Origin of the sequence: Pseudoleptotrichia goodfellowii, from assembly GCF_007990505.1 — a bacterium.
In the GTDB taxonomy this organism is placed as follows: Bacteria; Fusobacteriota; Fusobacteriia; order Fusobacteriales; family Leptotrichiaceae; genus Pseudoleptotrichia; species Pseudoleptotrichia goodfellowii.
Window position 1 is genome coordinate 1,747,020 of sequence record NZ_AP019822.1, and the last position, 25,597, is coordinate 1,772,616.

Annotated in this window: 18 protein-coding genes and 1 riboswitch; of the genes, 3 read left to right on the forward strand and 15 right to left on the reverse strand. The window is 31.3% G+C overall.

The genetic code is table 11. From position 1 onward, the window contains the following. Positions 1-3 precede the first annotated feature (3 nt). The 4 genes from FVE72_RS08590 to FVE72_RS08605 are packed head-to-tail and all read right to left on the reverse strand — an operon-like array spanning position 4 to position 4,109. On the reverse strand, positions 4-996 hold the full coding sequence (locus FVE72_RS08590) for a FecCD family ABC transporter permease (protein ID WP_232049438.1): 993 nt from the start codon (positions 994-996) through the stop codon (positions 4-6). After that, positions 986-2,962 carry a TonB-dependent receptor gene (locus FVE72_RS08595; protein WP_232049439.1) on the reverse strand — a complete coding sequence of 659 codons (1,977 nt, stop codon included), beginning with the start codon at positions 2,960-2,962 and terminating at the stop codon, positions 986-988. The genes FVE72_RS08590 and FVE72_RS08595 overlap by 11 nt, the downstream gene beginning before the upstream one ends. A 59-nt stretch (positions 2,963-3,021) precedes the next feature. Then, the gene (locus FVE72_RS08600) at positions 3,022-3,444 is read right to left on the reverse strand and encodes an ExbD/TolR family protein (RefSeq protein WP_026738018.1); all 423 of its coding nucleotides are present in this window, start codon (positions 3,442-3,444) and stop codon (positions 3,022-3,024) included. Between the two features lie 29 nt (positions 3,445-3,473). After that, positions 3,474-4,109, reverse strand: a complete 636-nt coding sequence (locus tag FVE72_RS08605; RefSeq protein WP_026738019.1) for a MotA/TolQ/ExbB proton channel family protein — start codon at positions 4,107-4,109, stop codon at positions 3,474-3,476. 163 nt (positions 4,110-4,272) lie between these two features. Between FVE72_RS08605 and trhA the strand changes: the two genes are divergently transcribed. Further along, positions 4,273-4,929 carry a PAQR family membrane homeostasis protein TrhA gene (gene trhA, locus FVE72_RS08610; protein ID WP_036056178.1) on the forward strand — a complete coding sequence of 219 codons (657 nt, stop codon included), beginning with the start codon at positions 4,273-4,275 and terminating at the stop codon, positions 4,927-4,929. A 196-nt stretch (positions 4,930-5,125) separates the two neighbouring features. Here trhA and gpmI read toward each other — a convergent pair whose 3' ends face one another. Further along, on the reverse strand, positions 5,126-6,667 hold the full coding sequence (gene gpmI, locus FVE72_RS08615) for a 2,3-bisphosphoglycerate-independent phosphoglycerate mutase (RefSeq protein WP_026738021.1): 1,542 nt from the start codon (positions 6,665-6,667) through the stop codon (positions 5,126-5,128). 146 nt (positions 6,668-6,813) lie between these two features. Here gpmI and FVE72_RS08620 point away from each other — a divergent pair, with 146 nt between their 5' ends. After that, on the forward strand, positions 6,814-7,308 hold the full coding sequence (locus FVE72_RS08620; protein WP_146966541.1) for a methylated-DNA--[protein]-cysteine S-methyltransferase: 495 nt from the start codon (positions 6,814-6,816) through the stop codon (positions 7,306-7,308). 720 nt (positions 7,309-8,028) lie between these two features. Here the strand turns inward: FVE72_RS08620 and FVE72_RS08625 are convergent. The 10 genes from FVE72_RS08625 to FVE72_RS08670 form a co-directional block, all read right to left on the reverse strand. Next, on the reverse strand, positions 8,029-8,385 hold the full coding sequence (locus FVE72_RS08625) for an inorganic diphosphatase (RefSeq protein WP_026738024.1): 357 nt from the start codon (positions 8,383-8,385) through the stop codon (positions 8,029-8,031). A gap of 137 nt (positions 8,386-8,522) precedes the next feature. Continuing rightward, positions 8,523-11,690: a UvrD-helicase domain-containing protein gene (locus FVE72_RS08630; RefSeq protein WP_026738025.1), complete on the reverse strand. Its 3,168-nt coding sequence runs from the start codon at positions 11,688-11,690 to the stop codon at positions 8,523-8,525. Beyond that, the gene (locus tag FVE72_RS08635) at positions 11,683-14,442 is read right to left on the reverse strand and encodes a PD-(D/E)XK nuclease family protein (RefSeq protein ID WP_026738026.1); all 2,760 of its coding nucleotides are present in this window, start codon (positions 14,440-14,442) and stop codon (positions 11,683-11,685) included. Before FVE72_RS08635 ends, FVE72_RS08630 begins: the two co-directional genes overlap by 8 nt. Positions 14,443-14,486: 44 nt before the next feature. Next, positions 14,487-15,242 carry an ABC transporter ATP-binding protein gene (locus tag FVE72_RS08640; protein WP_036056180.1) on the reverse strand — a complete coding sequence of 252 codons (756 nt, stop codon included), beginning with the start codon at positions 15,240-15,242 and terminating at the stop codon, positions 14,487-14,489. A gap of 152 nt (positions 15,243-15,394) precedes the next feature. Continuing rightward, entirely contained in the window at positions 15,395-16,417 is a 1,023-nt protein-coding gene (locus FVE72_RS08645; RefSeq protein WP_026738028.1) for an ABC transporter substrate-binding protein, read from the reverse strand. Between the two features lie 376 nt (positions 16,418-16,793). Next, positions 16,794-17,561, reverse strand: a complete 768-nt coding sequence (locus tag FVE72_RS08650) for an ABC transporter permease (RefSeq protein WP_026738029.1) — start codon at positions 17,559-17,561, stop codon at positions 16,794-16,796. Next, complete coding sequence (locus FVE72_RS08655) at positions 17,530-17,838, reverse strand: thiamine-binding protein (protein WP_081724204.1); 309 nt, start codon at positions 17,836-17,838, stop codon at positions 17,530-17,532. Before FVE72_RS08655 ends, FVE72_RS08650 begins: the two co-directional genes overlap by 32 nt. 110 nt (positions 17,839-17,948) lie before the next feature. Then, positions 17,949-18,053, reverse strand: a riboswitch (TPP riboswitch). Between the two features lie 326 nt (positions 18,054-18,379). Then, positions 18,380-19,171 (reverse strand): BPL-N domain-containing protein, encoded by a 792-nt coding sequence (locus FVE72_RS08660; protein WP_026738031.1) that lies wholly within the window; start codon positions 19,169-19,171, stop codon positions 18,380-18,382. A 26-nt stretch (positions 19,172-19,197) separates the two neighbouring features. After that, the gene (locus FVE72_RS08665) at positions 19,198-20,817 is read right to left on the reverse strand and encodes a peptide ABC transporter substrate-binding protein (protein ID WP_026738032.1); all 1,620 of its coding nucleotides are present in this window, start codon (positions 20,815-20,817) and stop codon (positions 19,198-19,200) included. Between the two features lie 41 nt (positions 20,818-20,858). After that, on the reverse strand, positions 20,859-22,220 hold the full coding sequence (locus FVE72_RS08670; RefSeq protein ID WP_026738033.1) for an FAD-dependent oxidoreductase: 1,362 nt from the start codon (positions 22,218-22,220) through the stop codon (positions 20,859-20,861). 322 nt (positions 22,221-22,542) lie between these two features. Here FVE72_RS08670 and FVE72_RS08675 point away from each other — a divergent pair, with 322 nt between their 5' ends. Further along, the gene (locus tag FVE72_RS08675) at positions 22,543-25,596 is read left to right on the forward strand and encodes a TIR domain-containing protein (RefSeq protein WP_026738034.1); all 3,054 of its coding nucleotides are present in this window, start codon (positions 22,543-22,545) and stop codon (positions 25,594-25,596) included. Position 25,597 lies beyond the last annotated feature (1 nt).

Here is a 25,597-nt window from a genome sequence, read left to right on the forward strand (position 1 = left end):
AAACTATCCTCCTTTTCTCATTGCCAAATACAGAAAAAAAGGAGCTCCGAAAAAAGCCGTTACCACTCCTATGGGTATTTCCACAGGATAAAGTATTGTTCTCCCTATTGTGTCGCAAATAAGAAGAAACAGTCCTCCTCCTAAAGTTGCAAGAGGAATGAGTTTTACATTACTGCTGCTTTTTGTGAGAAGTCTTATTGTGTGAGGTGCTATAAGCCCTACAAAACCTATCATTCCCGTAAATGCCACAGAAAAGCCCACAATAAGTGCCGAAATTATAAGCATATTTTTTTTCAGCTTTCCGACATCAAGTCCTAAAGAATGTGCCTCTTCATCTCCGCTTAAGAGCAAATCCAGCTCGTATCTTTTCAAATAAAAATACGTAACCGATATTACGAGCGGAATAAGAAGAATACTCACTTTAGTCCACGAAGAAGTCCCTATATATCCCATCATCCACGCCACTATTTTAAACGAGTCCTGTCCGATAAGATACATACTGAATGAAGTAAAGGCCCCTAAAAAAGAGGATATTGCAATTCCTATTATTAACAAGGAAGTTATATCCGTTCCGTTTTTTCTTTTGGATAATCTGAATATTATCAATATTACTATTACGGAAGTAATAAATCCTGATATTCCGTACATTATATCGGGAAGTTCCAGTATAAAAGCTATTATCGCACCGAATGTGGCACTCGCCGAAATCCCTATTATATAAGGATCTGCCAAAGGATTTCGGAAAACGGTCTGTACGACCGTTCCCGAACTTGCCAGCAACATTCCTATTAATACGGACATTATTATTCTCGGCAATCTTATATTCAGCACAATATTTTTTGTGGAATCGTCTACATAACTTTTGTTAAACAGAGAACCTACTGTATCTTTTAAAGGAATATTTATATCTCCGGCACCTAAAGCAATAAATATGAATATAAACAGGAACAGTACAAGTCCTGCATATATCTTTTTCATATTTATATTAGAATTCATAGTTTACTCCCAAGTAATATTGTCTTTCTCCAGCAGGAGTATAAGCATTTCCATTTTGGAATAAATTGTATTTTTTACCGAATACATTTTTAACTCCGGCATCCAATCCCCAACCGCTTTCATGTTTATAACTTACACCTAAATCTGTTGTCGAATATCCTTTTATTTTGTTATTATTACCGTCTACAGAACCTGACAGATAGTTTACATCTGCTTTCAATGTCAATCCTGAAAGAACATCATAATTTACTCCCAATGTAGCTTTTGTTGAAGGAACATAAGCTATTTTCTGACCTTTTTTATCTCCTTTTGTTATTTTTGCATTTACATAGGAAATTGATTCATTTATTCTAAAGTTGCCTAAATACTGCTCTGCAAATAACTCTGCACCTTTTCTTTCAGTTTCTTCAAGGTTTCTGTATATCCAGTTTCTCATAAATGTAGCACCTTGCCATTTAATAGCTATCTCGTTTTTAGTTTTTGTGTAAAATCCTGTTAAGCTCACAAAAGACGGACCTACCATATCTTTTATACCTATTTCGTAAGTATCGTAAGTTTCAGGTTTTACATCATTCAGAGTGTAGGCTCCTCCTTTTTTTATATCTTTATCTACCAATTCCGTAGGACTTGGAGATCTGAATCCTCTTTCATATTTCGCATATACATTTCCCGTATCGGAATATTTAAAGTTCAAAGATGCTTCGTAAGCATTGTTATTTTCTTTAGATTTTGATTTCAAAGAACTTCTTCCGTCAGTTCTGAATATATCATATTTTGCAGACTCAAATCTGTATCCTAAAGTTCCTTCCAATCTATCAGTGAAAGAATGTCTTTCAAGTAAAAATGCAGAATTTGTTTTTTTGGATAATTCTATTTTTGTATCCGACAATGTTCTTGTTCTTCCTCTCATTGTCATTGTATTTACAGATCTTCTGAGCATTTTGTTATCTACATATTCATAACCGAATACAAGATTTCCGCTTCCGTAATTAAAGTTTCCTTTTAGATTTGCTCCGTTTTTCTTATCTCTGAATAATCCGTTATTTCTGATTCCCATTCCGTAATCCTGATCATACGTTCTTTCATTTTTCTGATTATATCCCAAAACTGTAAATTCAAGATTGTCTACCGGCTTAAAGTTATACTCAAGAGTATATTCTTTTCTTAAAGCTTTTGTAAGACTTTCATTTTCTCCTGCCTGTCTTCTGTTTTTGCTGAGTTCTTCCCAACTCAATCCGTTTGTTGTTTCTCCGTCTTCGTTGTATCTTGTAGCTTTAAATCTTAATTTTTGTTTTTCACCTTGAAGTGTAAATCCTCCGTATAAAAATTCATTGGAATTTTTGTCTTTTTCTCTGTAACCTTTTCCGTTTATATTTTCATACCCCAAGTCTATGGAGAAATTATCGTTAAATTTGATTCCTGCTCTTCCTCCGGCTTTATTTGTACTGTATGAACTGTTTTCATAGTAAATTTTCCCGTGTGCTCCTTCTTTTTCAGGCGTTTTCGTAATGATGTTTATTACTCCTCCTGCAGTTCCGTTTCCGTAAAGAACCGAACCTCCTCCGGGAATAATCTCTATTCTTTCTATTTCTTCTACAGACACTGAGTTTACAGGTACCAGTCCATGTGACAAATCAAGTATATTCATGGAAACTCCGTCTACAAGTATTTTCACACGTCCTGATGCTTTTTCAGGTCCCTGTCCTCTTATGTCGACGATTTCTCCGAATCCGTTATTTACAAAGTTTACTCCCGGTGTTCTTCTAAGTATTTCTTCTACCGAGCTGTACCCTTTATTTTTAATATCGTTACTTGTAATAACGGTAACATTTTTTATCTGCTTTTCGACATTTTCATTAAAGCCCGTAGCCGTTACAACGCTTTCTTCCATTTTCCCTTCATATTTTGATTCAGCCTGTAACAATGCTGCTACTGCCAACAAACTTAAAATTCCGATTCTTTTCATCATAATCTGTACGTATGTCGGATTAATATACTTCTCCGCATACTCTCCTTTCTTTTGTATTATTTATTATTTTTTTGTATATTGAGATTGACGTTTTTCACATTCTGATCTTTTAATCTCCCCATAACATTGACTATTGTTCCGTATTCCAGATGCTCGTCCGCAGTAAGTGTTACACTTTCAAGAAGTTTCGGACTTAATTCCGAAAGTTCCGTTTTTAAATCTTCAGGAGTTATACTTTTTATATTTCCTCCGACCTTAAAAAAATAATTCATATCTTTGTCAATTATGACTTCCACAGTTTGTTCATTTTTATTATTTTCCATCTTTGTATCCGATTTGGGTACTGCCAAATGAAATTGTGCGTAATTGTTAAATGTTGTCGTTATCATAAAAAATATTAGCAGCATAAATATAACATCTATCAAATTCAGCATTGATATTTCGGCATTTCTTTTACTTCTTCTATTTGTAAATCTCATTTTTTCTCCATTCTGTATTATTTACAAATTTACTGTTCCGTGTTCTGAAATCTGTTTAGAAACTGAAGAGAAACTCTTTCCATTTCCAAAACCGTATCATCTATTTTTTTATTGAAATAATTATAAAATACTAAAAACGGTATGGCTACCATAAGCCCGAATGCAGTCGTATAAAGTGCTTCTGATATTCCTGATGCTACAGTCCTCGCACTTTCGGTATTATTTGTACTCAATGCCGAAAAAGATACTATCATTCCTGTAACTGTTCCGAGCAGACCTAATTGAGGGGCTGTATTTACTACCACTCCCAATAACCACATTCCTTTTTCCAGTTTCATCGTCTGTTCCAAAATATTTTCCGTTATAATTTCTTCCACGTACTGTTTATGAGAATGATCGGCTTTATCAAGGTCTATTTCCATATTGTTTACAGTTTTTACAAGAATTTGCGAAACAGAATCTTTCCTTTCACTGCACAAATCGAGTATTTCCTTTTTATTTCCCTTTTTTAGAGTTTTATATAATTTTCTCTTAAATTCTTCTGTCAATTTTTTTTCTTTTGTCAGAAACAGAGCTGCTTTTTCGAGAATAACCGCAAGACCGCATATCGAAGCTAACAGTATTCCCCACATAAATATTCCGCCTGCAATAAAATAATGTAACATTTTACTTTTCCTTTCAAATTAAAAAAATACTTTGTTTATAAAACTATTTTATTATATAAATTGATAATAGTCAAATTATTTTTTTATTATAATTTTTTCATTTGATTTTTTTTTTCATTCATTATACAATAAATATACATAATAAACTGAAAGGAATTTAAAAATGGAAAATAATATAAAAAATACAGGACTTGAGGCTGATACTTCAAGAGGAGAGGAAATAGCAAACTTTGTAAGCCATACTGTAGGAGCGGGACTTTCTATCATCGCATTTATTTTACTTACAATAAGAGCCAGTTGGACAAGAGATGTACCAACTATTCTGTCGTTTATGATATTCGGTTTCGGACTTATTGTTCTTTATACTATGTCGGCTATTTATCACGGACTAAGACCCGGAACTGCAAAAAGAATTTTTGAAATATTCGATCATTCGGCTATTTATATATTGATTGCAGCTACATATACACCTTTTCTTGTACTTGTAGTAAAATCCAAAACAGGAATTATAATTTTATGGATACAGTGGGCTGTCTGTATTTTAGGGATATTGTTTAAATCCTTTTTTACAGGAAAATTAAAAATGTTTTCAACATTACTTTATTTATTTATGGGTTGGATGATTGTTTTTGCTTTTAATGAACTTAAACAGAATATCAATCCCGTTTCATTTGTATATTTGGTAGCAGGAGGTATTTTATACTCTCTCGGAACTATTTTTTATACTTGGAAGATTTGTAAATTCAACCATATGATATGGCATATATTTGTAATACTGGGAAGTTTGGCACACTTTTTCGCAGTGTGGTGTTTGGTTTAATAAAAATCAGTTTATCGAAAAATATATATTTTACAAGTAAAACATAACATAAATAAAAACAACCTTCAGATTTTACACCTGAAAATCTGTCGGTTGATATTTAAAAATCATCTTTTCCCCGCATTTTCGGAGTCGACGCAGTCGCGTAGAACGCGGATAGCGAGAGTATGAGGGCGGCAATGAGCCCTCATAAATTTTATTTTATTATTAAAGTCTCCCCATCCATTTCAGCAGGTTTTTCAAGTCCTAACAAATCAAGCATTGTAGGAGTCAAGTCTGCTAATTTACCGTCTGTTCTAAGTTTTGCATCTTCCATATCGTTTGTTATCAATATAAACGGAACAGGGTTTACAGTATGTGCAGTGTAAGGGGCTCCTGTTTCAGGGTCTACAAGCAAGTCGGCATTTCCGTGATCGGCTGTTATCAATACCGCTCCGTCAAGCTCCAACACTTTATTTACAATCTGTCCTGTACAGTTATCCACAGCCTGACAAGCTGCTATTACCGCATCTACAACTCCTGTATGTCCTACCATATCAGGATTTGCAAAGTTCAATATAACAGTATCCACTTTTCCTGTGTTCAATTCTTCTATTAATCTGTCTTTTACTTTATAAGCACTCATTTCAGGCTGCAAGTCATAAGTCGCTACTTTCGGAGAGTCAGAAAGAAGTCTGATTTCTCCTTCGTAAGGCTCTTCCACTCCGCCGTTAAAGAAGAAAGTTACGTGAGCATATTTTTCAGTTTCGGCAGTTCTCACTTGAATTAATCCCGCTTTAGAAACTACTTCTCCGAATCCGTTCACTATTTTTTGAGGCGGATAAGCCACAGGTACGTCAAATGTCGAATCATACTGTGCCATACATACAAAGTTTACTTTCGGATGAACTTTTCTTGTAAATCCTTTGAAATCATCTTCAATTATAGCTCTTGTAAGCTGTCTTGCTCTGTCCGGTCTGAAGTTTGCAAATATTACTCCGTCGCCTTCTTTTATAATTCCTGCAGGAGTTCCGTTTTCAACTACTTTTAAAGGTTTTACGAACTCGTCTGTTACTCCTTCGGCGTAAGATGCTTTTATTCCTTCTTCTGCAGAAGCTGCTGTTGCCTCTTCTCCTGAAAATAAAGCATTATAAGCTAATTCTATTCTGTCCCAGTTATTGTCTCTGTCCATTCCGTAATATCTTCCTATAACAGAAACTATTTTTCCTAATCCTATTTCATCCAATGCTTTCTGCATTTCAGTCAAATATCCCGCTCCGCTTTCAGGCGGTGTATCTCTTCCGTCCATTAATGCGTGTACATAAACTTCGGACAATCCTTTTTTCTTAGCCATATCGACTAATCCTATTATGTGATTAATGTGGGAATGAACTCCTCCGTCAGACATAAGCCCCATTATATGCAATGCTTTTCCGCTTTCTTTAGTTTTATTCATTACATCGGAAAGAGGTTTATTATCTAAAATCAATCCTTCTCTTATTTCTTTCGTAATCTTAGGCAATAACTGATAAACTACTCTTCCTGCCCCGATATTCAAGTGTCCTACTTCAGAATTTCCGAATTGCCCCTCAGGTAATCCTACAAATTCTCCGTCCGCTCTTAATTCAGTGAACGGGTATTCTTTTTTGTATCTTTCAAAATTTACCGGATGTGCCAATCTTACCGCATCCACCTGTTCAGTATGATGGTTCATCCCCCAACCGTCTAAAATTATTAAAACTACAGGTCTTTTTTTCATCTTTTTCATCCTTTCAATATTAAATTTATTTTTTCACTTTTACTCGTACATTATACTCGCTTTTTCATAATTTATCAAGATTTTTAAAAGATTTTATTGTACATATTTTCGGATTGTATTATAATTATACAAAGTGAGGTGAAATTATGAGATACGTTTATTTTTATGATACAAAGACAAAGGAGTTAGGTACAATAGGAATTGCTGCCGATGAAAATCATATTACAAATTTATTTTTTGAATACGAAATTGAAAATATTAAAAAAGATAAAAATTATATTTTAAGGGAGACTTTTCTTATTAAAAAAGCTTCCGAGCAGTTGTTTGAATATTTAACAGGAAAAAGAAAAGATTTTGAACTTCCCCTTTTAAAAGACGGTACCGATTTTCAAATATCCGTCTGGAATGAACTTATAAAAATTCCATACGGAGAAACCCGTTCTTATAAAGATATAGCTGTTGCGATTAACAATGAAAAAGCAGTAAGAGCCGTAGGAATGGCAAACAACAGAAATAAAATCTCTATTTTTATTCCTTGCCACAGAGTTATCGGGAGCGATAAAAAGCTCGTAGGATATGGAGGAGGACTTGAAATAAAAAAATTTTTACTTAATCTTGAAAAGATGAATCTTTTTGTTTAGTGAAGATTTAAAAAACATTTTGTATTTCAAATAAAAATATAAAAAGAGCTTATTTCAAAAACTCTGATTGAGAAAGCTCTTTTTATTGTCAGACTTTACAAAAATCTGTCAAATTTAGTGAGAAAAATCATTTCTTTTAAAGTACAACAACACTATATATATAATCGGCATAGAAATTATACCAAACAACATTATTCCCTCTTTTTTTGAAGGTAATTTCTTTTGATATAAAATACGATTTAATAATAAAATTATACTAAACAAGCTGAATGGTAACGAAATTATCATAAAGCTCAAAATTTCATTTCCTATATAATCTTCTAATAAAGAATATACAATTTGAAAAGATATACAAATAAAGTACGAACAAAAAAATTATCAAATATAGTATTTTTTCTAAATGAGTATTTATATACTTTTTCTATATTTTTATTTAATTTCATTTTTCCTCCCGCTTTTTTATCGTATTTCGATACATTATAGAAATTATTATTAAAAATAAATATATCAGTTTTTTTCAATTTATTGTGGATATCTTAACCTTTCTGTTGCAACTTCAATAAATTTTTATATTACTATGTGATGTTAAAATAAAATTTAAAATTCTTTTTATTATTCTGTTATACTCCTGTTGAAAAATTTATTTTACTGAAACAATTCTGAAATTTCTATTTTAAAAATCTGTTATTGATGTTCGTGTATTTTCGCCTTTTTTCTAAGTTATTTCTCCATTATTATTTCTGTTTTAAAAAATCTTTCTTGAAACTCTACAAGAGCTTTTATTTGTTCAACAGAATATTTTTTATCCTCTGCAGTAACAATTAATTTATTTTCTTTATCATCTATTCTATAAATTATTGCCCGACATACTCCTTCAAATTCTTCTAACGGAGCAAATACCCCTAAAATATAAACATCTATTTCTTCACCGTCTTCACTTTCAGTATTAGGGATATAACCATAATTTAAAGGATAAATATATTCATATTCCGGATGCCTATCTCCTAATTTTCTATCTACTTTTACTTTTATTTTTTGATTTAAATATTTTTTATAAATCAACAATCTCTTTTTCATTTTATTTACACCTTTCTTTTGAGTTCATCAGTATTCGTTCTTTCAATTTTTTATTTTATCCGATATCTCGTAACCAAAAAAATTAATTTTTAAATTATTTAAAATTTTATATTTTTTCATCTCCTTGAACTTTTCTTCTAAACCTCCAAAATCCGTGTAAAAATCTCATATTCTCCGTTAGTTTTTTCAAAGAGTATTTGTTTATATTCTTCGAGCTGTTGCTTATACTTTTCATTTTCAGTAGGCTCATATCCTGTCTTATAATCATATATAAAGATTTTTCTGTTTTCTTCGTCTATATTTATTCTGTCGATAATTCTTTTATTATTTTCCCTGTCATATATTTCAAATTCCGTGTAGACTTTGTATTTGGCATCATATATTTCTTTATTCTCAAATATAAACTTTTTCATTCTTTCAAGGAGTTCAGTTATGATTTTCTTTCCGAGCATATTTCCGTATCTGCTCAGAAAAGCCGACTCGGCATTTTTTCTGTCATTTTCAAAGTCATTTGTCATATGCTCAAAATAATAGTGCATTGCAAGTCCTTTTTTCCTTTTAAATTCCCCTTCTAAATCGGTTTCATATTTACTAGCCGTATACTTTAACACATTATCCTCAAAATAAGACATTATATCCTTAAGTCCCTCAAAATCGGCATTTTCAGAAATTTTAATTTCTTCCTTTTTACTTTCAGAAATTTTTCCCGACGAATGCCAAATTTCACTTTTATAAACATCAATAATTCTTTTTACAAGCTCTCCTTTAACCTCTCCTTTGGAACTTACAACCTTCTCAAAAAATAATAACAGATTTTTCTTTGCCCTTGTCAATGCCACATAATCATTATTAATACTTTCCATTTTTTCTTTCTGTTCACTTTTTTCATTTATTTCCGAATATTCACTGTCAATGAAAGTCTTTTCGTATTTAGGAAAAGTTACCAGAAATTTATTTATTTTCTCAAATTTTTCATCATAATCGAAAAACACCCTCAAATCTCTGTCGTTGTCCTTACTGTGAGATTCTTTTTTATAATAAATTACCGTATCAAATTCCAGTCCTTTAGATTTATGGATAGTCATAAGGTTTACAGCGTCACTGTCCTCGCTGCTTAACTGCTTCAATTTATCCTTTTCATCTTCGATATAAGTTACAAACTCAAATAAATCACTGTATTCTTTTAAAATATTGAAAAATTTGAAAATGTTTTTTATATCGCTTTTTGTCGAATAAAAATCCGTTACATAAAATTCTTCTGTCAGTTTTTTTGAAAAATTTTCTTTTAAATATTTGCTGTTTAAACTTCTCGAAAGATTTTTCAATTTTTTTATTTTAAACAATATATTTGAAAATAGGAGATTATTTCTTTTCATCTCGTCTATTTCTTTATATTCAGGCAAAGTTTCATTTTCCAATTGGCTGTTTACAAAGTCGGAAAATTTTTCTTCGCCTATTTTTCTTATGTATCTTTCTATTTCGTGTTTATTTTCCAGCAAATATTTCACATGACTGTTCAGACATCCGATTAAGTCAGATCTCATAAATTCAAGCAAATATATATAATTATTGAAAACAAAATATTTTATCAGTTTATATAAAGGCTTGATTACATCATGTTCCAAAAGGGAAAAACTGCTGTTTAATGTGTAAGGAATATTCTCTTTATTCAGCCTTTCGGCAATTTCATTCAAATGACCGTTTGTTCTGCATATTATACATGTTTTCCCGAGATTTTGTATTTCCCCTTCTTTTATCATTTCTATCGCTTTTTCATAAGCCGCTTCAGGACGAATCTCATCACCTTTATATGAGGGTTTTCTTTCCTGTAAATAATATCCGAAATATCCTTTGGAGTATTCTTCATCATCTCTGTATTTTACAGGATTGTAGTTCCATTCTTCACTATATTTTTCAAATATTCTGTTTACATTTTCGATTACTTCTTTGTAGCTTCTGTAAGATTTATCAAGGTTTTCCACAGTTCCGTTTATAAGGGTTTCAAGCTTTTCAAACAGTTCCTTTTCTCCGCCCCGCCAATGATAAATACTCTGCTTTTCATCTCCTACACATATTATATTTTTCGCACTGTTAAGGAGTAATTTCAATATTTTCCACTGAAGAACGCTCGTATCCTGAAATTCATCAATCATAACAGTTTCCACATTTCCGCCTATCAGCTCAAGAAAATCCGAAGTTACCTTTTTATCTTTTATAAATCCTAACTCTTCATTGAATATAAATTTATAAGTATATACAGAAATATCATCGTGAGTAAATCTTTTAGTTGAAAATTTCATTTCCTCAGCTATATTATAAATCATATTTGCCGCCTCACAGATTTTCTCGTGTAAAGGGATCACTTCATTTACAAATATATAATCGGAAAAACTTTTACTAAGCAGATCTCTGCTTTCTTTCATTTCATAAATTATATTTTCTACGCTTTTTCCTTTTATTTTACTGCCATTCCAAATATTTTTTACAGGGAAAAATAATTCCTGATTTTTCTGAATAATTTCTATTTTTTCTCTTTTATTTTCTATTTTATCTTTGGAAATTCTTTCGTTCACTCCTTTTATTTCATCATAAACGCTTCTGAAATCAGTATTTACAAAATCTTTCACATTTCCGTCTTTATTTTCGGCTACTGACCCGATCATATCAAAAATTTCTTCTAAATAATCGACAAATTTCGTATTAGCTTTTTTATCATTTTCTATTTTGTAATTTCCCGCTAAAATAAAGTCTTTTCTTATATTGATTATATTTTTTATAAATTTGACATATTTTTTTATATCTTTTCTTTCTTTTTTTTCTTCAAATACAAAACTGAATTTTTCAAAATATTCGTTATTATTAAGTATTTTTACTAAAATATCCTCGTAAAATCCGTCGTCTTCCTCATCCAGTGTTTCATAGCCGTATATTCCGAAAAAAGGAGCGATAGTATTTTTAAATATCTGATTTGTAAAGCCGTCTATTGTATAAATACGAATTTCGTCTTTATTTTTTATCATCTTGAAATATATATTCTGCAAACTGTTTTTATCTATTTCACCGCCCTGAAATCCGTATATTTCCTTTAAACTTTTCTCCAATTCTTCAAATTTATATTTTTCAAAAGCAATCTGATACAAAAAATCGTAAATTCTGTCTTTTATTTCGGCAGTGGCTTTTTTCGTAAAAGTCATTACGATAATATTTTTGTAACTTATCCCTTTTATAAGATTTGCTATATATTCAAGGGATAATCTGTAAGTTTTTCCTGTTCCTGCACTTGCTTTCAATATTTTTTTACTCATCGCCCAATTCCTCCTCTCTTCTGGCAATATCGCTGTAAACTCTTGAAATGTATGTTTCTTTTCTTTCTCCCAAATCATAGTAATCGGTCTTATAATAATTTTCTATAACTTCTTTTATATCTTCTTTTTCGAGTATATCGTTTTCTTTCCTATCTTCATCGGTACTTTTTTCTCCGGTCCACGCATTTATGACCCATTTTTCAGTCTTTTTATTTTTATTTTCCGGTAATATTACCGAATAATAGTCCAGTTGGTTAAATGCCCTGTTTTTATTCTGCTGATTGTCCTTTCCCGATTTATAATCCACAAGTATTTCGCTATCCTCTGTTTCTATGTATAAATCAACCACTCCGCTTATACGGACATTTTCAGCAATGTCTTTTTCAGCTTTTTTCTTTATTTTTTCTTCAGAATGAATTTTTATATTTCTTTTCATAAGCAGATATTGTGTCAGTTCTTTTAAAAATCTTTCTGTAGATTTTACTATTTCAGTAAAAGAGATTTTTCTGTAAAATATAATGTATTCTTTCGGTATTTTGTACTCGAGTGAATCAAGTATTCTGTTCAATGTTTTTTCTATTTCACCGTTACTTACTGTAAATTCTCCCTTTTCAAGTGCTTCTTTATTTTCCATAACGATTTTTTCATACAGAACATGTATTATGTTTCCGAACATAAGGGCCTCGATTTTATCCTCTATTTTCTCGACTTCTTTTTCGCCTGTCATTTTTTCAAGATAAAATCCGTACTCAAAATCTTTCATTTTTTCAAAATCATAAAATCCCAAACTTAAATCTTCACTTCTCATTTTCTCCTTATTTTTTTCAAGTTTCGATTTTATAAATTTGCCGATTTTCCTTTGAATTTTACTTTTATTAAAATACTCTTTTACAAAATTCAGCTCTTCTTCTTCGGATATTTCATTTTTTACAGGCTCTATACCGTATTTCAGCTTTATCTCCTCTATAACTCCCGCCGAATCGATTTTCTCATCAATATTTTTTACATAAGACAAATAAATATTTTTTGCCCCTAAAACATTTTGATAAAATTTAAAAATTTCTATCTGCTTTTCTTCATCGCTTATAGGCAATCCCATTTTAGCCCTTTGAATTTTTGAAAACAGATAATTATTTATCTTCACTTTAGGAAAAGAATCCTGTATATTTAAAAACATTATATTTTCTTTTGCAGTTTCCGATATTGAAGAAAAAGGATTTATCATGTATTTTCTTTCGTTTTCCTGTTCTTCTATCTTTTCCAAATCAAGACTTACAGCTTTTTTATCCAGATATTTCAAAAACAGCTTTAACAAACTTGCCGACATATTCAGTCCGAAAAAATCCGTCCAGAGATCATCAAAACTCAAGTCTTCCAGAACAGTCATTTCCGACAATGCTTCAAAATACTTATCTCTTATATTTACGTCCTTTTCTCCGCTCTGAACAAATATTTTTTCCAAAAATTCCGCATACTCACTCAATGTTTTATATGAATATATTTCTTCAATTTTTTCAAGAAAATTTACAAAACTTTTTACTTCGTTTTCCATGTGTTTATATCTGTCGACATTTTCCGAAAGTTCCTTAAGTTTTTCACAGGAAATATACTTATAATCATCTAAAACCAAATCCTGAAATAGCCGATAATTTTCTTTCAATCCAAATGTTTTCAGAAAATCTCTCGATTTAAAAGCATCATGCAACTCTTTCATTCTGAAAAGACAGATTTTATCTTCTTTACTTTTAAAAACTACTTTTATATTCTCCAAAACATTATAAATCAAATCAAGAGTTTTATATATTTTCGTTTTTTGCATGGTAATTTCAAGATTATAAGTAATTTTATTCTGATTCAGCAAATGGTAATCTTTTTCATTGTCGGAATTTTCATCCTGAGCGTCATATATTTTATATAAGGACTTATTTTCAACGGTTAAAAGTTTTTCTTTTTTCAATTCTTTATCGAGTTTTTTTACTATTCCCAAAAGCTGTGCAAATTTATTTTCAAACTCATGTATTTCAACGTTTACATTATATTTTTTCTCAAATTCATCTTTATCAGGCAATCCGAATGTTTCACTTATTTTCAGTTTTTCTTCATTAAAGTCTTTTTTGTCAAGTTGCAGAATATTTTCAATTTCTATTCCTTTTTTTTCAATAACGTCAAAAATCTCCTTTTCCAAAGGAGTGAATTTTACTTTATTTACAAAACATATTTTTTTATATTTTTTAAGAAAATTTTCCGATATATTTTCGGATTTTCTCAGCATATAAGGAAGTATAAGTCCTTTTTCATCTGATTTTTTATTGATTTGCCCGTTTATTTTCAGCAATGTTTCAAAGGTATTTTTCTGCCATTTTTCGATTTCTATTTTATTAAGGTCTATTTTATATTCCTGCAATTCAGAAAAAAGTCCGTAAAAATTATACGCAATATCTATCACATCATAGTAATTGTTTATTTTCAGTTCCTTTTTTATCTCGTCAGTCAAAGAATTATAAAATAAAACTACCTGTTTTTCTTCTTTTAAAACGATTTTATCCGTTTGAAAAAGTTTTTCATAAAAATCATATAATTTTAATAATTTAAAATTATAAAATAACTTTTCTCCAGATTTTAAATACTCTCTTTTAATTTCAAAAAACGAAGAGGTATTTTCAAATACATATAAAATCTCTTCGTTTTTCTTAAATTCTTTAAACAGTATTTCTTTCAAATCCGATCCGAGTCCAAAATATTTTATATTCATCAGATTTCTCCTTTTAGTTTTTTCTGATAAATATTATATCATTTTTATTTAAGATACTCCAATATTTCTTTTTTGTATTTTAAAAATTTTTCGGACATTTCTATTTCCTGATTATTTCCGTTTCTGTCTATTTCTATTTTTATTTCAGCCGTTATTTGACCCGGACTTCCCGCAAGGATATAAATTCTGTCCGAAAGAAGTATCGCCTCGTCAATATCGTGAGTTATAAACAATGTGGACATTTTTATCTGTTTCATTATGTCCAGATACCAAAGGTGCATTTTATGCTTTGTTATAGCATCCAATGCACTGAACGGCTCATCCAGCAAAGCAATTTCCCGAGAAAACATATACGTCCTCAAAAGTGCAGCTCTCTGTTTCATTCCTCCCGATAATTGGCTCGGGTATTTTTTCTGTGTTCCTTCAAGTCCGAACTGCTCAAAATACTTTTCAGCCTTTTCTCTTGCTGTTTTTTTACTTTCTCCTTTTATAACAAGAGGAAGAGACACATTATCGATAACCGTTTTAAAAGGCAGTAACAAATCTTTTTGAAGCATATAGCTTATATTTCCCGACTTCCCTGTTATGTTTTGACCGTTCATCTCCACAGACCCTTTATCCGGAGAAATCAGTCCCGCAATAACATTAAAAAGTGTGCTTTTTCCTACTCCGCTCAGTCCCAAAATACAGACAAGCTCATTTTCATAAAGTTTTACCGAAATATTTTCTATAATTTTTTTATCTTCAAATTTTACCGAAACATTTTTCGTTTCCAGTTTGATTTTTTTCTCTGTATTCATATTTTTGCTGCCTTTCTCATAATAATTGCCTATAACTGAAAATCACAAATAGCTGAAAATTTTGAAAGTTTAACAATCTTTCTTTATAAACACAGCTGTCATAAACATTTCAGCATTTGCAATAATTAATAATCTTTCCCTCATAAATTTTTCTATTTTAAATATTCGTTGGAAAATCCGTATCCTTTAGGAATTTCTTTTTTAACAAGTCCGTTTTTGAAAAGCCATTCATAAAACGTATCCCAACGATTTGCGTCTATTACTCCCCATTCTGCAACATCGGCTTTATATCTTGTAGCAAGCCATTTCTGGCTGGCTATCGCCAATTCAGGTTTCAATTCGGGAGCATTTTTCACCAATACTTTTGCCGCTTCTTCAGGATTTGCAATAGCGTATTCATATCCTTTTTTTATTGCTCTTAAAACTTTTTTGGCTTCTTCGGGATTTTTTTTCAAATAATCATTATTCGCAATAATCACAGGACTGTAGTAATCAAGATCTTTCCCGTAATCGGCAAAATTCAAAAAGTTCGTTTTAAGTCCGGCAAGCTCTGTTGCAATTCCGTCCCACGCATAATATACCCAAACTGCATCTATATCAGTCTGCAATGCAGTAACAACATCAGTTACTGTATTCGGTATCATTTTGACCTTATTAAAATCTCCACCGTCATCAGTTATAATTTTTTTCAATACAGCCTTTTCTATTTCATCATCCCAAGTAGCATATTTATGATTTTCCATTTTTTTAGGACTGTCTATCCCTTTGTCTTTCAGGGATATTATTCCTGATGTGTTATGCTGAATAATCGCAGCAACGGCAGTTACAGGAACAGGAGCATCTGTCGCAAAAGATTTTGCCAGTGTGTCCTGAAAACTTATCCCGAATTGAGCTCCGCCTGCTCCTATTAATGCAGTTGTACTTCCTTCAGGGGGCTGAACTATTTCTACATTTTCAAGCCCCTCTTCTTTAAAATATCCCAATTCCTTCGCAACGAACAATCCTGTGTGATTTGTATTCGGTGTCCAGTCAAGCACAATGCTTATTTTTTTTGAAGGACTTTCATTTCCTGTTTTTGCTTTATCTTCTGTTTTATTTTGACTTTCACTTTTTCCGCATGATATAGCTAAAATTCCTAAAATACACAATAATAAGATCTTTACAAATTTTTTCATTTTATTTCAACTCCTTAATTTAGATTCGTGAGGGTTCGTCACCCTCACACTCCCACCTACAACCCCAAATTTTATATACTCAAAAATGCACGTTCGCTACGAAAACAAAAAAATTGTTTTCGTTTACGCTCACTAACACATTTTTATCGTTATAAAATTTGAAGGTTAGAATAAGTTTGGGATTTTTAATAAATAAAATACTGAATTTTATATTTCCCTCGACATTTAAAATTTTACTTTGAAAAATGCGAATGAAGCGTTATAAAAACAACTGTTCGAGCATAGCGAGTTTGTTGTTTTTATAGCAGAATGAACCATTTTGAATTAGTAAAATTTTAAGTCGAAAGTTTTTCGCTTCCTTTTTCCAAAAAGGAAGTCACTCCCACGGCATCGCCACTTTCTGCACTTTTTTCACTGCATACATCAAAAATAAACTTATCGCCGATACAAAAAATATTACTGCAAACATTTTATCAAAAGAATAAGATTTTCTGACTCTCGTCATATACACTCCAAGTCCGTCAAATCCTCCCAGCCATTCAGCCACTACCGCACCGATAATAGAATAGGATACTGATATTCTAAGCCCTGCAAAGAAATATCCGATAGAACTCGGGAATTTTATGTGAATAAAATTTTGAAAAGGTGTAGCTCCCATTGTTTTCAATAAATTCAAAGCATCCTTGTCAGCCGATTTAAATCCGTCCAGCAACCCTACAGTTATCGGAAAAAATGATGTAATAACTATCAATGTTATTTTAGGCATTATTCCGTAACCCAGCCACAGCACCAAAAGCGGTGCTATCGCAACTGTCGGAATAGTTTGAGTGATTACAAGTACAGGATAAATAGCCTTATATGCAAATTCAAATCTATCCATTACAACAGCCGTTACAAATCCTAAAATTATTCCCAAACCCAGTCCCAAAAATGCTTCGGTTAAAGTTATTACAGTATGATGCATTAACAGTCCGAAATCCGAGAAAAAAGCCTTTATCACATTAAAAGGTGAAGGCAACATAAATTTCGGTACGATTCCTGTCATAGACAGTATCTGCCATAAAATAAGTATAAAAACTATTATTATAAACGGTGCAGTTTTATCGGTTATTTTATTTAGAGTGTTTCGAGATTTTTTGCTCAATCGTCAGCACATCTCCTTTCGGCTTATAATTAATTTTTACATAAGACATTACTCCGAGAGCTCCCGCTTTTACTGCTATAATCTGACATTCTTTTACGATTTCCATTAATTCTTCGTATTTTCCTTCTATTGTAGTTTCAAAAGGACCTACGTGAGTATTCAGATTTTTACTCTTAATATAGGCTATTACTTGGTCCACGATCCTCACAGTTTCTTCATTTCCTTGAACATTGGGTAAAACCTGTATTGCAATACTTGCATCTATTTCTTTTGACATAAAAAATCCTCCTTTTTTGACAAAGGAGGTACTTTATATATTTTTACAACTATTTTTTGTGTAAATTTTTCGTCAAAGCTTTTCTATAACTGCTTTTCAGATTTTATTGTAAAATATTAAACGGTACTCCCTTCGTCGGCATTATCCGAATCAGGTCTAACGGGTTAAGTTGTTACTACAACTACTCTCAGCAATAAGCTCCCCGGTATTCCGATTTTCTTTTGTTAATAATAGTATATATTTTAATTTTTTTAAAGTCAAGAAAATTTTTACTATATTGACAATTTTATAATTTATGCTATAATAATTATGTAATTCCTGAAGGATTGCACTTATTAGTGATAAATTAAAATTGGGATAAAAAAGGCTGGACTTGTTTCAGCCTTTTTTATATAATTAAATTAGGTTACCCAATAACCTAATTTATTTCTGGTAAGGAGGTATACGATGCGTATATTATTTTTTGTATTAGTGTTGTTTTTACTGATACAAAGATTTTCATACTAAGCGTATCCTCAGCCTTTCGGGGCTTTTAAACTTTTTACTCTAATAAACTCGATCTGACATTTATTATTTCCTTTTTTATAATTTCCCAAATCTCATTTCCGTAATTATCATTCAAACAATTATAAAGTTCAGTTTCCTGCTCATATTCTTCTTTCCGTGCTTTATCCAGTACGATTTCTTTATAATACTTCTTTTGTAACTCAAAATGAATGCTTGAAAGAAAATAACTCCCATTCCCGAATTTCCCTTTAATTATTGCCGTTTTACCGTTTTCAAACTTTGCTATTGCCTCATAACTGTCATCATTTTTATCATCAGGAATAAATGTCGGTCCACCATGATAATAATACATTTTTTCTTTTACCGTGCTGTATTTCCCGTCAAATTTCAAAGGTACAAAAGCCTTGGCATATACACTTTCATCATAATATCTTCCATTTGTCAGTTCCGCCAAAGACCCTTTGGCAACCCCTTTAAAAAATTCTAATTCCCATTTGTCGACTACATCATATTCTTCTCCGTGAAAATCCAATCTGTCACAGGCGTAGTAAGCTCCCGCACAAATCCCCAAGTAAACTCCCCCATTTTTCAAATATTCACGGATTTTTTTATTTCCTATACCGTTTAACTTGTTACAATAAGGCATGGCTACTCCTCCAGGAAATACAACCATAGCAGCCTTATCTAAAATATTATCATTGATTATATCACTTGCGAATATTTCTTTTACCGGGTGCCCCATTTTTTCTTTACAAGCTTTAAGGAGAGATGACACACCTACTCGACTTGCACCTTCATCTCCGTAAATCAGTATAACTTTTCCCATTATTCTCCTTATATTTTAGATTTTTATTATTTCAAATATACTTTATAAAAATCAATGGAATTTCCTGCTGCTCTTATTATAAGATCTTCCACATCTGTACTTTGTAAATATGTGCCTACCTGAAAATAAAGTCCTGAATATACGAAATCATTTATAAGTATCTTTTCCGCATTTTCCATAGCTTTAATTCTAAGTTTGGCATTTATACTTTCCTGTGCAAAATTTACAAGTTTGTCATATTCGGGATTAGAGTATTTTGCTGTATTAAGCCCTGAATTTGTCATAAATATCTCCAAATAGGTCATAGCATCTACATAGTCTGGTCCCCAACTGTTTCTTAAAATATCAAAATTTCCTTCAGTTGCTCTTGTTATCATTTCTTTATAAGTTACTACGTCTACTTTTACTTCCAGTCCTAATTTTTTCTTCCATTGCTCCTGATAAAATTCCGCTTCTTTTCTTCCTGTTCCTCTTTCATCCACTGTCAATGTTAATTTCACATTTTCTTTTGTCAATCCGCTTTCTTTTAATCCTGTTTCAAATATCGTTTTTAAATCTGCATCTTTATATTGAGCGTATAAATCTCCGTTTTCTTCTCTAAAGTCTTTCTCCACTCCCGGTATTCCTTTTGCTACCAGTCCTGAAGCTTTTATTCCTACACCGTCCAATACATTATTAACAAGTTCCTCTCTATTTATAGCCAATATCATTGCTTTTCTTATATTTTTATTTTTAAATACGGGATTTTTCGTATTTAAAGCTAAATACCATACTCTTCCGTCAGGATAGGGCTTTAACTCGGGTTTCCCTTTAAATTCACGGATTTTTTCAAGAGAAATTCTTGTAAAATTAACTTCTTTATTTTCAAATAATTTTGCCGAAACATCCATATCTGCAATCATTATTAAATTTATCTTTTTACTTTTTATTTCTTTTTCATTCCAATAATCGGGATTTTTTTCCAAAACCATTCTATCTTCGTGTTTCCATTTAGTCAATATATACGGCCCGTTATATACTGCCATTTCTGCTTCTGTTCCGTATTTTTCCTTATTTTTATTTATCACTTTTTCATTTACAGGTAAATATATCGGTGTTATCAAAGTTTTCCCAAAATAAGCTACAGGTTTTGCAAGAGTTATTTCAAGAGTATAGTCATCTTTTACTTTTATCCCTACTTTATTGAAATCTTTAAGTTCTCCGGTATTGTATTCTTTTGCTCCCTGAATATAATACATAATAAATGAATATGCCGCTGCGGTTTCAGGTTCCAGTCCTCTTTTCATTCCCCTCGCATAATCATAAGCCGTTACAGTATCTCCGTTTGACCATTTCGTTCCTTTTCTGATACTAAAAGTCCATATTTTGCCGTCTTCGGACACAGTCCAACTTTCGGCTCCTGCAGGTATTATTTCACTGTTTTCGTCCAATCTTACAAGCCCTTCATAAAGTTTATCCGCCAAAACATATCCGCTTACATCTTTTATTAACTGGGGATCCAATGTTTCAGGTTCACTTTCTAAATTTGTTGTAAAATATCTTTCCGTATTTTTCTTATTTAACTTATTATCACACGATATTATAAATATAAAACTTAATATCAAGAAAAATATTAAACTGTTTAATCGGGGTTTTACCGTTTTCATTAGCTGTAATCTCCTTTTTTATAATTTCTCTTTATTTTATCTTATTTTACACTTCCAAACAAGTCATTCAATGCTTCACTCATTGTAGGATGAGTAAATATCATATCTTTTAAAAATGTATATTTCTGTTCCGCTTTCATTGCAGCAGCTACAATATTTATCATTTCGTGAGAAGTATTGCACAACAAAGTACATCCTAAAATCTTGTCTGTTTTTATATCTATCACTGTTTTCAATAACCCGTCAGTTTGTCCTTCAATTTTTGCTTTAGGAATAGCCATCGCTTCAAGTCTTCCCGTTTTTACTTCATGTCCTTTGGCAACAGCTTCACTTTCAGTCATTCCCACTCTTGATAAAGGCGGATTTACAAATACACTGTAAGGTACTACATTTCTGTCATTTACAGTTCTGTTACCGTTTCCGTAAATATTATCTCTTATTATTCTGAAATCGTCAAGAGAAATATATGTAAATTGTAGTCCTCCTTTTACATCTCCCATTGCCCATATATTATCGGCAGTTGTTTGTAATGTTTCGTTCACGATAACTGCACCTTTTTCATCTATTTTTACTTCTGCCGCTTCAAGATTAAGTCCTTCTGTATTAGGTTTTCTTCCCACAGCCACAAGGATGGCATTTACTTCAACTTCTTCTTCCGAGACTTTAACATAACCTTTTCCGTTTTTATCAAAAACTTCTTCTATTTTCGATTTCAATAAGAATTTTATTCCTTTTGCTTCCAATATTGATTTTACTCTTTTTGCAATTTCTTCATCTTCCCTCGGCAATAGTTTTTCAGCTGCATCAATAACAGTAACTTCGGAGCCGAATTCGGAATACATCGAAGCAAACTCAAGACCTATATATCCTGCACCGATTATTACAAGTTTTTCCGGTAATTCTTCCAAATCCATAAGAGTTGTGCTTGTATAAACATATTTACTTTCTTTTAATCCTTTTATATCAGGAATTACAGTCATTGAACCTGTATTTATAAAAATTTTTTCTCCTTCTATCTGTACATTTTCTCCGTTATTGTCGACATTTACAATATTTTTAGAAACAAAACTCCCTGTCCCGTTATAGATATCTATTGTATCCTTTGTAGCAAGTATTTCATAATTTTTACCTCTTAATGCCCCTATTAAAGCATTTTTATTGTTTATACTTTCAGTATAAAAATTTTTTTTATCTTTGATACTGTTCAACCCTTTATTTTTAAGAACTTTTGTACTGTTCACAAGTTTTTTTGAAGGAATACATCCTACATTTATACATGTTCCTCCGTACATTTTATCAGATTTTTCTATTAAAGCTACATTCTGTCCTTTTCCTGCCAAAAATCCTGCTAAAGTTTTTCCACCTTTTCCGAATCCTATTATTACTGCATCATATTTTTTCATTTTTTCCTCCTGCTATATTTGATTTTTACAATTTATTTTATCATATTTTTGTTATTTTGTATATGCAATCGGTTTGCATTTGAGTAAAAAATATTACTATAGATTACATTTTAAGATGTTCAAATTTTTATAAAAAACAGAAATTCTAATTTTTTTTGTATATAAAAAAATACTCTTGAAAATTTTTGTGAAAGGTGTCCAAAAATTCCGTTTTTAATTTAGGAATATATTTGAATCATTTTAAATTTTGTTTACTTTCTTATAATATGTGTTATAATTAATATGGAATTCAAAATCTGAATGAAAACTGAAGGAGGAAACTATGCCTGAAAATAAAGAAGATTTACAAAATAAGAAAAATGAAAATTCCGAAAGAAAATATAAATACGATGCTTTTATAAGTTACAGACATACCGAACCTGATTTTACAATAGCAAAGAATCTTCATTCTATGATTGAAAAGTTTAAAGTACCGAAACATCTCTCTGAAAATTCGTCAAATGAAACAAGAGAGTTCAGAGTATTTCGGGATCGTGAAGAACTTTCCACAAAAGACTTAAGTACAATGATACAGGAAGGATTGAAGGAATCGGAAAACCTGATCGTAATCTGTTCCAGAAGAACTCCGCTCAGTCCATGGTGTCGAAAAGAGGTGCAGTTATTCAAAGAAATGCACGGCTCTGACAATATTATTCCCGTGCTTATCGAAGGAAACCCTGACGAATCCTTTATTGATGAATTGAAAAACTTAAAAATGACATTTATAAATTCAAACAATGAAGAAGAGGAAAAAGACATAGAACTTCTTGCAGCAGACCTTAGACCCGAAGAAATAAAATCTTCTTCTTTTAAAGGATATGAAACTTTACAAAATGAGAAAGCTCCTGAATTAAACGAACTTACAAAAAAATCTCTAAACATTTTGAAAAAATCTGAAATCTACAGAATAATGGCGAGTATGCTGAATGTGAACTACGGAGATTTGAAATTAAGACATCAGGAAAGACGTATGAAAAGGATTATTTATGCTTCAATAAGTGCTGTTCTTGTTATGTTCCTGTTTATTGTAAGTGTAACAACCCTTTATTTAAAATCTGTTGTGTCCGAAAGAAAAGCCAACGAACAGTCGGTACTCATGACACTGAATATGGCGAACGATGCGAACAGCCAAGGTAACCGAGCTCTCGCAATGCTTATTGCCAAAGAAGCCATGAAAAATTCCACTTCCAAAATGGATCAATACGATAAACTGATTGCTCAATACACTAACATTTTAAATAATTCATTGATTACTCTGCCTTTTTCAAATGAATTTATCTTGCCTACCGAAAGTGAAACAGCTGCTTTCAGTATAAGTTCCGACAGCAAAAGGCTCGTAAGTCCGGGCTCTTTCAATAGTGCAAATATTTGGGATTTGGAAAACGGCGGTATTATAAAAACATTGACATTTGATGCCCCTGTTACTTCACTTGCACTTTCTCCCGACAATAAGAAAATATATGCAGGGACTGCAAGTAACAAACTTTTTGAAGTAAACACTGATAATTATGAGATTAAAGAAGCATTTGAAGCATCTCAACTTCCTGTAAATGCGATTATTATTTCCAAAAACAATAAATATATGTATGTTTTAAGAGGTTTTTTGATTTTTGATGTTTTTGATATACAAAATCATAAAAAATTGCATTCTTTCTCATTTGACTTTGAAAACAGAATAACAGGATTTAAGGAAAATCCTGTAACAAATAATTTCTTTATACTGAAAAAAGATAACTCAATTACTGAATATAATATAAATACAGGGCAGGTTGCGGCAATTCATGCTCCTGCAATACCTCCTGAAAGCAGTTTCAGAAGAGAGCTTGAAATTTCCGATAACGGCATACTTTTTTATTCGGATATGGAAAATAATTCAGTAAAAATTGTTATGAAAAATCTTCAAACAGGACAAATTAACACAGCAAATAATTTAAAAGTTTCAACTTTCGATATTGAAGTGGATAAAGAAGCAAAAGTATTATACACACATTCTTTCGGTAATTTTGTTACAAGATTTGATTTATCGAACTTAAAGCCTAATGAAGAAATAAATACACCACAAAGAATGATGTATCTTAATATTGAAAATAATGAAAGTATAAAAAATATAAAATTGAGTCCTGATGACAATACTCTTGCAGTCATTTTGGCAAACAGAACTGTAGGTGCTTTTACAAACTTGAAAAATATGCCTCAAAATTCTGTTTCACAATTTATACTTAATGAAAAAAGTACCCACAAAAACACTGTCAATATAATAAAATTTACTCCTGACAGTAAAAAAATCATTACTTCTGCGGCGGATTCCACAATAAGAGTTATGAATACAAAAGCATATTTAGGAGAAATACAGTCATTAAACGGAAAAATTGTTTCATCTTCACGGGATAAAAATTCCATATTGATTTTATCGGGAGATCAGCTTTCAAAATACAGTTTTGCGGATAATAAAGAAGTTCCTTTAGCTCATTTACATCCTAAATATCTTCATATACTCCAAATGTTCGCAACGACAAATGACGTTTCACTGGTTGCACTTTCTCCGGGAAATAGTACTTCAGCAGATGTTTTTGATGTAAAACAGAATAAAAAAGTATACACTACAAAACCTCATGCTGTTAAACCGGGAAATATTCCTGTACTTTCAAAAATAAGTTTCAGTAATGACGGAAAGTTCTTATTTACATTAGGACCTGACAGCTGTTTATTTGTACATGATGCCAAAACAGGAAAGTTTCTCTTTTCTCTTGAAGATAAAGAAAACGGAATAGCAGCTTCATTTGTATTGAGTAACGATGATAATTTTGTTGCTCTGAATTATACGACAGGAAAGTCAACTATTTTCTCTCTTGAAACGAAAAAGATTGTACAAAAGTTGGACGGAGAAATTTTGGCAGTTAACAGTGAAAACAAAAAAATTAAAATTATTTACGGGCAGGTTGAAAACAAATTGTTTTATTCAACTTCAAATAACAAAATCATTAAATATGCCGACAATAAAATTAAAACTGCTACAGGAACTACAAAATTCAATACTGTAAATATTTCTTTTGACGGAAAATACTATATTTCAGGGATTCCGAAAAATAATACAGTAATAACCGACTTAAATACCGGAGAAACAATAAGAACTCTATATACCGACACGAATAAATATTTTGTTTCTCTTCCTGTTATAAATAAAGATAACAGAAAAATTGCGTATAACAATGATGAAAACAGAATAATTATAACGGATATGTACTCTCTCGAGGAACTTTCAAAAAAAGCGGATGAAATGCTGAAAGGCAGAAAAATGACAGAATCTGAATTGAACTCAATCGGAAGGAGAAAATAAC